Below are 12,177 nucleotides of genomic sequence, written 5' to 3'. Positions count from 1 at the left end.
CCCCCACCCAGGCCCCCACGTCCGGGTCGATCATGGAGTTGTGGCGGGTGACAAAGTAAACGTTCCGGATCGAAGCGGGCACCACCACTCCATGATCGACCGGGTCTCGGCGCGGCTGAAACATGGTCGAATTCCGGCAAAACCGCCCGGAGGGCGATGAACTGGCGTCTGATCGCTGCTAGGCGCCACCGCTGCACGGGCGTCGGCCACCTCGATCGGGAGCGCAGGTGCTGGTACTGCTCGTCCTCCACCTCGCGGCGGCTCTCGCCGCACCGCTGCTCGTCCGGTGGTGGGGTTCCAGCGCGTGCTATCCGCTGGCGCTGGCGCCGGCCGCCGCGTTCTGCTGGGCGGTGGCCCGCACACCGGCCGTCGGCGACGGCGGGGCCGTGGTCGAGACGTACCCGTGGATCCAGCACTTGGGTCTGGACATCGCGCTGCGGCTCACCACGCTGTCCTGGCTGATGACGCTGCTGATCGGCGGCGTCGGCGCGCTGGTCCTGGTCTACAGCGCCCGCTACTTCACCACCGGCTCGACCGGGCTCGCACAGTTCGCCGGGGTCCTGGTCGCCTTCGCCGGCGCGATGCTTCTCCTGGTCTTCGCCGACGACCTGCTGCTGCTCTACGTCGGCTGGGAGCTGACCACGATCTTCTCGTACCTGCTGATCGGGCACAGCACCGAACGACGTTCCAGCCGGTGGGCGGCGGCGCAGGCGCTGACGGTCACCACGCTGGGCGGGCTCGCCATGTTGGTCGGGTTCATCATGCTGGGCGAGCACGCCGGCACCTACCGGTGGTCGGAGATCGCGGCCCAGCCGCTGCCCGGCGGCGGGTACCTGGTGGGCGCCGTACTGCTGATCCTGGCCGGCGCGCTGTCCAAGTCGGCGGTGCTGCCGTTCAACTCCTGGCTGCCGGTAGCGATGGCGGCGCCCACGCCGGTCAGCGCCTACCTGCACGCCGCCGCCATGGTCAAGGCCGGCGTCTACCTGGTCGGGCTGCTCGCGCCGGTGCTCGCCACGGTCGGCCCGTGGCGGCCGGTGGTGCAGGTCGCCGGCGTGGCGACCATGCTCGTCGGCGGTTGGGCGGCGCTGCGGCAGACCGATCTGAAGCTGCTGCTGGCGTACGGGACGGTCAGTCAGCTCGGTCTGCTGGTCGCGGTCACCGGGTCGGGCACCCCCGACGCGGCCCTGGCCGGCGTGGCGATGCTGCTGGCGCACGCGCTGTTCAAGGCGGCGCTGTTCCTGGTCGTCGGCATCATCGACCACGGTGCCGGAACCCGTGACCTGCGCGAGCTGACCGGGCTGCGGCGCTGGTCCAGGCCGCTGTTCGTGGTGGCGGTGCTGGCCGCGGCGTCGATGGCCGGTGTGCCGCCGCTGGTCGGCTTCGTATCCAAGGAGGCGGTGTTCGCGGCGTTCACCCATCAGCCGGTGCTCCTCACCGGTCTGGTCGCCGGGACGGTGCTCACCGTCGCGTACAGCGCGCGCTTCCTCTGGGGCGCGTTCGCCGACCGGCCGGGCGTGGCACCGGTCCGACCGGGACCCGTCGCCGCGTCGTTGCTGGTCCCGCCGGCGGTGCTCGCCGGGGTCGGTCTGCTCGCCGGCCCGGCCGCGAGCGTGCTGGACGACCTGCTGAGCCCGTACGCCGATCTGCTCGGTGAGGTGGACGCGCACCTGGCGCTCTGGTCCGGGCCGACTCCGGCGCTCGGTCTGTCCGTGGTGGCGCTCGTCGGCGGTGGCCTGCTCTTCGCGGTGCGCGGGCCGCTCGCCCCGGCGCTGGCCCGGCTCCGGTCGCCGGTGAGCGGCAACCAGGGGTACGAGTGGATCGTGGGCCGGTTCGACCGGCTGGCCATCGACGTCACCGGCGCGACCCAGCGTGGTTCCCTGCCGCAGTATCTGGGCATCATCCTGGTCGCCCTGGTGCTGGTCCCCGGTACGGCGATGCTCTCCGCCAGCCCGTGGCGGGCTCGGATCCCGCTCTGGGACAGCCTGCTGCAACCGGTGGTCGTCGTGGTGATCGCGGTCGCCGCGGTGCTGGCGGTCGGTGCCCGTCGCCGCCTGACCGCGATGCTGCTGGTGGGAATGACCGGCTACGGCACGGCGATGCTGTTCGTCCTGCACGGAGCACCCGACCTGGCGCTGACCCAGTTTCTGGTGGAGACCGCGACGATCGCGGTCTTCGTGCTGGTGCTGCGTCGCCTGCCGCAGCGGTTCTCGGCCCGCCCGTTGCGCCGTACCCGCTGGCTCCGTCGGGTGATCGGGGTGGCGGTGGGTGTGGTGGCCGCCGGGCTGGCCCTCACCGCCGCCGGTGCCCGCCAGGCGCCGAGCGTCTCCGCTGCCTTCCCGGACCTGGCGGTGGTCCAGGGGTACGGCCGCAACGTGGTGAACGTGACCCTGGTCGACATCCGGGCCTGGGACACCCTGGGGGAGTTGGCGGTGCTGGTGGTGGCCGCGACCGGCGTGGCCAGCCTGATCTTCGAGCGGTCCCGCACCGGGCCGCGACCGCGCCGCCCGGAGTCGGACCAGCGGCTGAGCGAGTCTGGCCGGCCGGTGTGGCTGCGCGGCGGTCCCACCCTCTACGAGGGGCGCCGGTCGATCGTGTTGGAGGTGGTCATCCGGCTGATCTTCCACACCGTGGTGCTGTTCTCCCTCTTCCTGCTGTTCTCCGGGCACAACGCGCCGGGCGGTGGTTTCGCCGGTGGTCTGGTGGCGGGTCTCGCCCTGGTGGTGCGCTATCTGGCGGGTGGCCGGTACGAGCTGACCGAGGCCGCTCCGGTCGGCGCCGGCCTGATCCTCGGCGCCGGGTTGGCCGTGTCGGCGGGCAGCGGGGTGGTGGCGTTGCTGGCCGGTGGTGCGGTGCTGGAGAGCGCCAAGCTCGACCAGGCACTGCCGCTGGTCGGCGACACCCACCTGGTGACGTCGCTCTTCTTCGACATCGGCGTGTACCTGGTCGTGATCGGGCTGGTGCTGGACATCCTGCGCAGCCTCGGTGCCGAGGTGGACCGGCACATCGAGGCCACCGGCGAGGCCACCGGTGGACTGGCCGTCGACAAGGGAGACCGGTCATGAGCGCGAGGAGTGAGCCGGTTCTGCGAGCCCCGCAGTCGCGAACAGAGGTGGCACCGTGACCGCGAGCGACGCCGGGCCGACGTTGGTGATGGTGCTGGCCGTCGCGGTGTTGTTCGGGTGCGGGGTGATCCTGCTGTTGGAGCGGAGCCTGACCCGGATCCTGCTGGGTGTGATCCTGCTCGGCAACGGGGTGAACCTGTTGATCCTGCTGGGTGGGCGGTCGGGTGGGGCGCCGATCGTCGGCACCGGTCCGGTGGATCGGATGAGTGACCCGCTGCCGCAGGCGATGGTGTTGACGTCGATCGTGATCACCTTCGGGTTCACCGCGTTCCTGCTCGCGGTGGCGTACCGCAGCTGGTATCTCTCCGGCGACGACGAGGTGCCCGACGACCTGGAGGATCGACAGATCATCCGGCGGGCCGGGCGCAACGAGGTGGGTGCCGTCGACCACGGCGGGGAGGGCCCGAACGGTGACCCGGAGCAGGTTGATCCGGAGCCCGCCCGTCGTCGGCTGCGGCGCGGGGACGAGGCGTGATGGGCGCGTTGGTGCCGCTGCCGGTGGTGGTGCCGCTGCTCGGTGCGGCGTTGACCCTGCTGCTGGCCGGGAAACCCCGACTTCAGCGCGCGGTCAGTGTGCTCTGCCTGGGCGGCACGCTCGTCGTGGCGCTGCTGCTGCTGGTGCAGGCGTATCGGCACGGGCCGGTGGTGGTGGCGGTCGGCGGTTGGCCGGCCCCGGTCGGCATCGTGCTGGTCGCGGACCAACTGGCCGCGCTGATGGTGGTGGTCTCGTCGGCGGTGACCCTCTGCGTGTTGTTGTACTCGATCGGTCAGGGTCGCAGTGAGACGATCGAGTCCACGCCGGTGTCGATTTTCCACCCGACCTACCTGGTGCTCACCGCGGGCGTGACCAACGCATTCCTGGCCGGTGACCTGTTCAACCTCTTCGTCGGCTTCGAGATCCTGCTGGCCGCGAGCTTCGTGCTGATCACGCTGGGCGGCACCGAGACCCGGATCCGCACCGGGTCGACGTACGTGGTGGTCAGCATCCTCTCCTCGATGATCTTCCTGACGGCGGTGGGCCTGGTGTACGCGGCCACCGGAACGCTCAACCTCGCCCAGCTCGCCCAACGCCTCGACGACCTGCCCGACGGCGTCCGGCTGGCCCTGGAGTTGATGTTGCTGCTGGCCTTCGCGATCAAGGCGGCGGTCTTCCCGCTGTCGGCGTGGCTGCCGGACAGCTACCCCACCGCGCCGGCCCCGGTCACCGCCGTCTTCGCGGGCCTGCTCACCAAGGTGGGCGTGTACGCGATCATCCGTACCGAGACGTTGTTGTTTCCCGGCGGGCAGGCGGACACGTTGCTCATGGTCGTCGCCGGGCTGACCATGCTGGTCGGCATCCTCGGCGCGGTGGCCCAGTCCGACCTGAAACGGCTCTTCTCGTTCACCCTGGTCAGCCACATCGGCTACATGATCTTCGGGGTGGCGTTGAGCACCGCCGCCGGGCTCTCCGGTGCGATCTTCTACGTGGTGCACCACATCACCATCCAGACCACGCTGTTCCTGGTCGCCGGTCTGGTCGAGGAGCGCGCCGGCAGCACGGACCTGCGCCGCATCGGAGGGTTGGCCCGGGTGGCGCCGCTGCTCGGGGTGCTGTTCTTCGTCCCGGCCATGAACCTCGCCGGGGTGCCGCCCTTCTCCGGTTTCCTCGGCAAGCTCGGTCTGCTCCAGGCCGGGGTGGCGGCCGGCGGGCCACTGCCCGGGGTGCTGGTGGCCGCCGGCACGTTGACCAGCCTGCTCACCCTCTACGTGGCGTCCCGGGTGTGGAACATCGCCTTCTGGCGCGCGCCCCGGCTGGCCACCGGTGAGCCGGTCGTCCGGCTGCCGAGGCTGATGGTCGGGGCCACCGTGGCCCTGGTCGCCCTCGGGCTGGCGTTGAGCGTGCTGGCCGGTCCGCTCTTCGACGTCACCGCCGACGCGGCGGCCGACCTGCGCCTGCGTACCCCGTACGTGCGGGCCGTGCTGCCGGGCGGTGAACCGTGACCGGCTCGCCCGGGGCCGGCCCGGACGCCTCCGGCCCCAGGGTGTCCGGTCGCGGCCGGCTCGGGCGCTGGCGGGACCAGGTGGTGGCGCTCGGGTGGCTGGTGCTGGTCTGGAACCTGCTCTGGGGGGACGTCAACTGGGCGAACCTGCTCGGCGGTCTGCTGGTGGGTGGCGCGGTGCTGGTCTTCTACCCGCTGCCGGCGGTCAGCTTCGGCGGCCGGTTGCGGCCGGGGGCGCTGCTGGTGTTCGCCGGTCGGTTCGCCGTCGAGCTGGTCACCGCGAGTCTGCACGTCGCCCGGATCGCCGTGCAGCCCGGCTACCGGCCGCGAGGGGCGATCATCGGAGTCCAGCTGCGGGTGTCCAGCGACCTGAACCTGGCGCTCACCGCCGAGGCGGTCTCGCTGGTGCCGGGCACGCTGATCCTCGAGGTGGACCGGGAGGCCGGCACGCTCTACCTGCACGTGCTGGACACCCACCGGCCGGCGGACCTGGACGCGGCCCGGGAACGCACCCTCGCCATCGAACGACGCATCGTCCGTGCGGTGGGCTCCGCCGCCGAACTGCGCCGCGTCGAGACCGACTCGTCCGAGAAGGGAACCCGCCCGTGACCACGTTCCTGGCCGTCGTCCTCACCGCTCTGTTGTCGGTGACCGCGCTGCTCGCGCTGCTGCGCCTCTACCGTGGCCCGTCACTGGTGGACCGGGTGATCGCCGCGGACATGCTGCTGGCCACCATGGTCGGCGCGGTGGGTGCCGAGGCGGCGGTCAACCGGCACGCCACCACGCTGCCCGTGCTGGTCGTGCTCTCCCTGCTCGGTTTCGTGGGCTCGGTGTCGCTGGTCCGCTTCGCGGTCCGGGAGCCCTCGTGATCGCGACCATCGCCGACTGGCTCGGCGCGTTCTGCCTGGTGGGCGGCGCGCTGCTCGGCCTGGCCGCCGCGATCGGTGTGCTGCGCTTCCCGGACGCGCTGTCCCGGATGCACGCGGCCACCAAGCCACAGGTGCTCGGGGTGCTCCTGTTGCTGTTGGGCATCGGGTTGCGGCTGCGGTCCCCGGCGGACCTGGGCATGATCCTGCTGGTGGCGGTCTTCCAGTTGGCGACCGCGCCGGTGGCGGCCCAGATGATCGGGCGGGCCGCGTACCGGTCGGGGCGGCTCGACCGGAGCCTGCTGGACGCCGATGAGCTGGCCGAACGCGGATCCGGCGGCGGCTCGACAGGCCCGGCGTGACGGCCCTGGGCGGGCCCGGCGTGACGGCCGAGCAGGTTCGTGAACCGGACGATCCGCTCCTTCGGCCCACCCTCAGCGGAGTCCCAGCCAGCGCCGATAAAATAGCGGCATGATCGACTCTTCTGCCCAGGAGGGCAGCAGTAGCCAGCCGGGTCGTGCCCGGCATATCCCCGTACCGACGACCCCGGGAGCCCTGAGCGACCCGTGTTGATCGTCGTTGGTCTTCTCTTGATCGTTGTTCTCACTGCCGCCACCGGATACTTCGTGGCACAGGAGTTCGGCTACGTCGCCGTGGACCGGGGCAAGCTGCGTCAGCTCGCCGATGACGGCGACCCCGCCGCCGCCCGGGCCCTGACCGTCACCAGTCGGCTCTCCTTCATGCTCTCCGGAGCCCAACTCGGCATCACCGTCACCGCCCTGCTGGTCGGTTACGTCGCCGAGCCCTACCTGGGCGGTGGCCTCGCCGACCTGCTCGGCGTGGCAGGCGTCAGCGAGGCGGTCAGCCTTCCGCTCTCGGTGGCGTTGGCCCTGGTCATCGCCACCGTCGTGCAGATGGTCCTCGGCGAGCTGGCCCCGAAGAACCTGGCCATCGCACGGGCCGAGCAACTGGCCCGGGCGCTGAGCCGGTCCACCCTGATCTACCTGGCCGTCGCCGGGCCGCTGATCCGGCTCTTCGACCGGGCATCGGTACGCCTGCTGCGCAGGATCGGCATCGAGCCGATCGAGGAGCTGCCCAGCGGCGCCACCCCGGCGGACCTGGAACAGATCATCGCCGAGTCCCGCGAGGAGGGCAGCCTCGATGCCGAGATGTCCACGCTGCTCGACCGAGGTCTGGACTTCCGTGAGCTGACCGCCGGGGAGGCCATGGTGCCCCGGGTCGACGTGCACACCGTACGGGCGCACGAGCCGGTCAGCCGGGTGGTCGAGCTGCTGGACACCGGCCACTCCCGCTTCCCGGTACGCGGTACGGAGGGCGTCGACGACCTGATCGGCGTCGTCGGCATCGCCGACGTGCTCGGCGTACCCCCGGGGGAGCGGGCGACCACTCCGGTGAGCGCGGTGGCCGGGCCGCCGTTGCTCGTACCGGAGACGTTGCCCCTGCCCACGGTGCTGGACCGCCTGCGGTCCGGGCACCGGCAGATGGCGTGCGTGGTCGACGAGTACGGCGGCTTCGCCGGCGTCATCACGTTGGAGGACATCGCCGAGGAGCTGGTCGGCCCGATCCGGGACGAGGACGACCCACCGGAGCGGGCACCCGCCCGACAGGACGACGGGTCCTGGGTGGTACCGGCGCGCTGGCGGATCGACGAGGTCGCCGACAGCACCGGCATCGCCCTGCCCGAGGCCCCGGAGTACGACACCCTGTCCGGGTTGGTGATGCGGGAGCTGGGCCGGGTGCCGGAGGTCGGTGACCGGCTGGAGATCAGCCTGCTGCCGGAGGGCGCGGACGGCGAGGCCAACGACGCCGAGCCCCGCGCGTTGGTCGAGGTGCTGGCCGTGGACCGGCACGTGGCCGATTCGGTGCGGTTGCAACTCACCAAACCGGAGGTGACCGCGTGAGCCCCGGGATCGCGCTGTTCAGTTCGGTGATCCTGCTGGCGCTGAACGGGTTCTTCGTGGCCGCCGAGTTCGCCCTGGTGGCAAGCAAGCGCTACCGCCTGGAGCAGGCGGCGGCGAACGGTGGTCGGGCGGCACGTGCCGCGTTGGACGGCGTCCGCGAGCTGTCGCTGATGTTGGCCGGCGCGCAGCTCGGTATCACGCTGTGCACCCTGGGTCTCGGCGCGCTGGCCGAGCCGGCGATCGAGCACCTGCTCAGCCCACTGCTGCACGCGGTGGGCCTGCCGGACGCGGCCAGCCACCTGATCGCCCTGATCTTCGCCCTCGGCGTGGTCACCTTCCTGCACCTGGTGGTGGGGGAGATGGCGCCGAAGTCCTGGGCGATCACCGACGCGGAGCGCTCGGCGACGCTGCTCGCCCTGCCGTTCCGCGCCTTCGCCCGGGTGTCGCGGCCGGTGCTGTCCGCGCTCAACGCCCTGGCCAACGCGATCCTGCGGCTGTTCGGGGTCAACCAGCAGGATCAGCTCGCCCAGGTGCACGGCCCGGACGAGCTGCGGATCCTGCTGGAGCAGTCCCGCGAGCACGGGCTGCTCGGCGCGGAGCAGCACCAGTTGTTGACCAGCATGCTGGAGTTGCAGGGCACGTCGGTCGCGCAGGTGATGGAACCGTTCGCCACCATGGTCACCGTCCGTCGGGACGACCCGGCCGGGCGGATCGAGGAGGTCAGCCGGGACAGCGGCCGGTCCCGGCTGGCGGTGCTGGACGAGCAGGGCGACGTCTGTGGCCTGGTGCACGTCCGGGAGGCGGTACGGGTGGTCACCACCGGCCGCGTCGCGACCGCCGGGGAGTTGATGACCCCCGCGTTCACCCTGCCCGCGACGTCCTCGGTCACCGAGGCGGTGGCGGCGATGCGGGCCCGGCAGTCGCAGCTCGCGTTGGTGCGCAACGGCGGTGGCCCGGCTCGACCGATCGGTTTCGTGGCTCTGGAGGACCTCCTGGAGGAGGTCATCGGCGAGTTCGACGACGAGACCGACACGGTCCCGCGCGGGCGGCGCCTGCGCTGACCTGCCGACCCGGCCGCGCTGAAGCGGTGCGGCCGGGTCGGCGAGGCGCGGCGCGGTGGGGCATGGACGGCGTGGCGCGGCGCGGTGGGACATGGTCGGCGGGGTGGCGCTGCTCGGCGCGGCCGGGCTTGAGGCCCGCCGGACCGGGTAGGCGCGGCTGGTGTGGGGCGAGCGGGGCCCTGCACCGGGAGGGGGCGCGCGGTGCGGCTGACGGGAGTGTCCCCGGAGTCCGGTCGGACCGGGCTCTCCGTGCAGACCACGCTTGCCAACCCGAGCACCCGCCCGGGTCTGCGCCTGCCGGGGCGGGTGACCCTCGCGGCCGGGCCGGAGGACGTGCTGGTCCGGCACATCCGGCTCGGTCTGGTCACCACTGTCGAACCGGACGACCCGGCCGCCGCCCGACGCCTCGTGCAGTTCCACCAGGTGCCGATCGCCGGTCGGTTCGTCGTACCGGCCGGGCGACGGAGGGCTGTCGACTTCGCGTTGCCGTTGCCCTGGGAGACCCCGGTGACGACCTTCGGTGGGGTGCCGCTGCTGAGCCTGCGGATGGGTCTGCGGACCGAGGTGTCCGTCGACCCCGATCTCGACCAGGGCGCGATGGTCCCCGTCTTCGTGCACCCGATCCCCACCCAGCAGCACGTGTTCGCGGCGTTGGACACGCTCGGTTTCGCGATCCGTCAGGCGGGGTTGCAGCAGGGTGGGCTGCCCGGGGTGGAGCACACCCTGCCCCTGCACCAGCGTTGGGGCTACTGGGTGGGCCCGCTCTACGCCGGCCCGATCACCGAGCTTGAGGTGATCTTCGTGACCAACTCGGCCGGCCTGGAGGCGATCCTCTGGATGGATCGCCGGCTGGCGCTGGCCGGAATCACGCACCAGAGCATCAGCCGGTTCCGGATCTGGCACGAGGACGCCGACCGGCGGGACTGGGTCGCCACCGTGGACGGCTGGATCCGCCAGGCGATCAACCGGCACGCCGCCGCTGCCGCGCACGCCGACTGGTCCGCGCAGATCCGCGGGTCCGCCCACGTCAGCCGCCACCCGGACGAGCCGATCCGGCCCGGCTACGGGCTCGGCGGCACCGCCGGCAGTGCCGGTGTCGGTGGCGGCGGCTCCGGCGGCGGCGACGGCACCTGACCCCCCCCACCCTCCCCACCCTCCCCACCCCGGCCCCGCCAACTTCGTCGATCATGGAGTTGTGGTGGGATGAATATCCCGTTTCGCACCCTTTGTGAGGCACCACAAGTCCATGATCGACGCCGACGGGGTGGGGGGTGGGGGTGGGGTGGGGGGTTAGCTGGCGGTTGCGGTGGCCAGCTTGAGGCTGAAGGCCAGGAACAGGGCGGCCACCGCGGTGGTGCCGCCGGCCGCGAGGCGGCGGCGTTGGCGGAACTGGGCGGCCAGGAAGGTGCCCGCGAAGATCAACGCGGTCAGGTAGAGCGCGCTGGTCACCTGTGCGATCAGGCCGAGGAGCAGGAACGACAGCGCCGGCCAGGCGTAGCCGGGGTCGACGAACTGGATGAAGAACGAGATGAAGAACAGGATCGCCTTCGGGTTCAGCAGGCTGATCACCAGCGCCTTGCGGAACGGGCTGCGCATCGCCGCCGGCTCCGCGGCGTCGATGAGCCGCGGCGTGCTCGGGTCGTTGCGGTCGCGCCAGCGCCGAGCGGCGCCGAGCAGCATGGTCACCCCGACATAACCGAGGTACGCGGCACCGGCGTACTTGATCACCAGGAACAGCGGCGGGTACGCCTTGAGCAACGACGCCACCCCGGCGGCGGAGAGGAACATCAGCACCCCGTCGCCGACGAACACGCCCCCGGCGGCCCGGTAGCCGACCGCGACACCTCGTTTGGCCGCGGTCGAGAGCACGAAGAGTGAGTTCGGCCCGGGCAGCAGGATGATGGCCACGGTGCCCAGCACGTACGTCCAGATGTCGGTGATCCCCAGCACGCCCGCCATCATCACGCCACCGGTGCCGTACGGCGAAGTCTTTCTCGTAGCCTGGCCTGTGCGTTCGGCCACTCGTCGACGGTCATCGCGTACGTCACGGTGTCCCGCCAGGAGCCGTCCGGGCGTTGCCGGTGCATCCGGAGCACCCCTTCCCGGGTCGCGCCGAGTCGTTCGATGGCGGCCTGGGAGCGAACGTTGCGGATGTCGGTGTGCCAGGCGACCCGCACCGCGCCCAGCTCGTCGAAGGCCCGGCCGAGCAGCAGCAGCTTCGCCTCGGTGTTGATCCCGGTACGCCACCAGGGCCGGCCCAGGAAGGTGTGCCCGATCGCCACCGCCCGCCGCTCCGGGTCGATGTCGTAGTAGGAGGTGGTGCCCACCACCGCCCCGGTCGCCGCGCACCGCTGCACCCAGGCGACCCGCTCACCGCGGTGCTGGGCGGCCAGGGCGGCGCCGATCACGTCGGCGGTTTCGGCGGGCGTGGTGGGAGGCGCGACGCTGAGGTGCCGCCACACCTCCGGGTCCGCGCTGGCGGCGTGCAACTCGTCGGTGTGCGTCGACTCCAGCGGCTCCAGCTGGACGTGCTCGCCGTGCAGCGACACCGGGTCGTGCCAGGGCGTGCGGGGTGTCCGCAGAAACGCCGGCAGCGGTGCGGTGACGCCGGAATCCGGCTCGGGTTGCCCGGCGGTCAACCGCAGCGGCAGCACGCCGGCCCAGTGCGGCAGGTGCAGGTCGGCCTCGTCCTCGCGGACCCCGCCGGTGCGGGATCGGACGGACACCTCGCGCAGGGGCAACGCCAGCACGGCGGTCTCGGCCAGCTCGCGGCGGCTGGGCGGGCGGGTGTCGGTGCTGCGTCCCGAGCCGACCTTCTCCACGAGTGCGGTGAGCATGGCGACCTTCTCCCGCTCGTCGGTGACCAGACGGGCGGTGCCGTGCGCGACGACCGAGCGGTAGTTGGCGCTGTGGTGGAACTGGGAGCGGGCGTAGACCAGCCCGTCGAGCACTGTCACCGCGACGCAGACCGGCAGCCCGTCGCCCCGGGCGGCGAGCAGTGGCCGACTGCCGGTGGAGCCGTGCAGGTAGAGGGTGTCGCCGATGCGCACGTGCAGGGTGGGAAGCACCCGTGGCTGCCCGTCGACGGTGAAGCCGAGTGCGCAGTCGTACGCCTCGTCGAGCACGGCGTGGGCGGCGGCCTCGTCGTAGCTCATCTTGTCGCGGGAGCGGTGGGGTGTGGTCCGGGCGGTGGGTGGATACATGCGCGCCCCTTTGTTCTAGTACAA

General features: G+C 72.0%; 11 protein-coding genes. 9 read left to right on the top strand and 2 right to left on the bottom strand.

Features of this window, described 5'->3' with window-relative positions:
- Positions 1 to 227: 227 nt before the first annotated feature.
- The 9 genes from ABGB10_RS28620 to ABGB10_RS28580 all read left to right on the top strand — a co-directional run bounded on the left by ABGB10_RS28620 (position 228) and on the right by ABGB10_RS28580 (position 10,084).
- Entirely contained in the window at positions 228 to 3,062 is a 2,835-nt protein-coding gene (locus ABGB10_RS28620; protein ID WP_347664100.1) for a Na+/H+ antiporter subunit A, read from the top strand.
- A 55-nt stretch (positions 3,063 to 3,117) separates the two neighbouring features.
- A complete protein-coding gene (locus tag ABGB10_RS28615) occupies positions 3,118 to 3,597 on the top strand; it encodes a Na(+)/H(+) antiporter subunit C (protein ID WP_347664099.1) in 480 nt (159 codons plus the stop codon).
- On the top strand, positions 3,597 to 5,102 hold the full coding sequence (locus ABGB10_RS28610; RefSeq protein ID WP_347664098.1) for a Na+/H+ antiporter subunit D: 1,506 nt from the start codon (positions 3,597 to 3,599) through the stop codon (positions 5,100 to 5,102). Before ABGB10_RS28615 ends, ABGB10_RS28610 begins: the two co-directional genes overlap by 1 nt.
- Entirely contained in the window at positions 5,099 to 5,710 is a 612-nt protein-coding gene (locus ABGB10_RS28605) for a Na+/H+ antiporter subunit E (protein ID WP_347664097.1), read from the top strand. Before ABGB10_RS28610 ends, ABGB10_RS28605 begins: the two co-directional genes overlap by 4 nt.
- Positions 5,707 to 5,970 (top strand): monovalent cation/H+ antiporter complex subunit F, encoded by a 264-nt coding sequence (locus ABGB10_RS28600; RefSeq protein ID WP_347664096.1) that lies wholly within the window; start codon positions 5,707 to 5,709, stop codon positions 5,968 to 5,970. The genes ABGB10_RS28605 and ABGB10_RS28600 overlap by 4 nt, the downstream gene beginning before the upstream one ends.
- Positions 5,970 to 6,329, top strand: coding sequence for a monovalent cation/H(+) antiporter subunit G (gene mnhG / locus ABGB10_RS28595; RefSeq protein WP_347664105.1), 360 nt, complete (start codon positions 5,970 to 5,972; stop codon positions 6,327 to 6,329). Before ABGB10_RS28600 ends, mnhG begins: the two co-directional genes overlap by 1 nt.
- A 204-nt stretch (positions 6,330 to 6,533) precedes the next feature.
- On the top strand, positions 6,534 to 7,889 hold the full coding sequence (locus ABGB10_RS28590; RefSeq protein ID WP_347664095.1) for a hemolysin family protein: 1,356 nt from the start codon (positions 6,534 to 6,536) through the stop codon (positions 7,887 to 7,889).
- Complete coding sequence (locus tag ABGB10_RS28585; protein WP_347664094.1) at positions 7,886 to 8,950, top strand: hemolysin family protein; 1,065 nt, start codon at positions 7,886 to 7,888, stop codon at positions 8,948 to 8,950. The genes ABGB10_RS28590 and ABGB10_RS28585 overlap by 4 nt, the downstream gene beginning before the upstream one ends.
- 201 nt (positions 8,951 to 9,151) lie before the next feature.
- Complete coding sequence (locus ABGB10_RS28580; protein WP_347664093.1) at positions 9,152 to 10,084, top strand: sporulation protein; 933 nt, start codon at positions 9,152 to 9,154, stop codon at positions 10,082 to 10,084.
- 156 nt (positions 10,085 to 10,240) lie between these two features.
- Here the strand turns inward: ABGB10_RS28580 and leuE are convergent, their stop codons facing one another.
- On the bottom strand, positions 10,241 to 10,912 hold the full coding sequence (gene leuE, locus ABGB10_RS28575) for a leucine efflux protein LeuE (RefSeq protein ID WP_347664092.1): 672 nt from the start codon (positions 10,910 to 10,912) through the stop codon (positions 10,241 to 10,243).
- Entirely contained in the window at positions 10,912 to 12,153 is a 1,242-nt protein-coding gene (locus tag ABGB10_RS28570) for a bifunctional pyridoxamine 5'-phosphate oxidase family protein/GNAT family N-acetyltransferase (protein WP_347664091.1), read from the bottom strand. Before ABGB10_RS28570 ends, leuE begins: the two co-directional genes overlap by 1 nt.
- Positions 12,154 to 12,177: the final 24 nt, after the last annotated feature.

This window comes from Micromonospora sp. B9E7 (genome assembly GCF_039871815.1).
Taxonomy (GTDB): domain Bacteria; phylum Actinomycetota; class Actinomycetes; order Mycobacteriales; family Micromonosporaceae; genus Micromonospora.
The sequence above is the reverse complement of the archived record's forward strand: the minus strand, read 5'-3'. Positions and strand labels throughout refer to the sequence as shown.

Excerpts from the sequence above, each read along its gene's own strand:
- ABGB10_RS28610 (WP_347664098.1), top strand. The coding sequence starts at position 3,597 with ATGGGCGCGTTGGTGCCGCTGCCGGTGGTGGTGCCGCTGCTCGGTGCG.
- leuE (WP_347664092.1), bottom strand. The coding sequence starts at position 10,912 with ATGATGGCGGGCGTGCTGGGGATCACCGACATCTGGACGTACGTGCTG.
- ABGB10_RS28570 (WP_347664091.1), bottom strand. The coding sequence starts at position 12,153 with ATGTATCCACCCACCGCCCGGACCACACCCCACCGCTCCCGCGACAAG.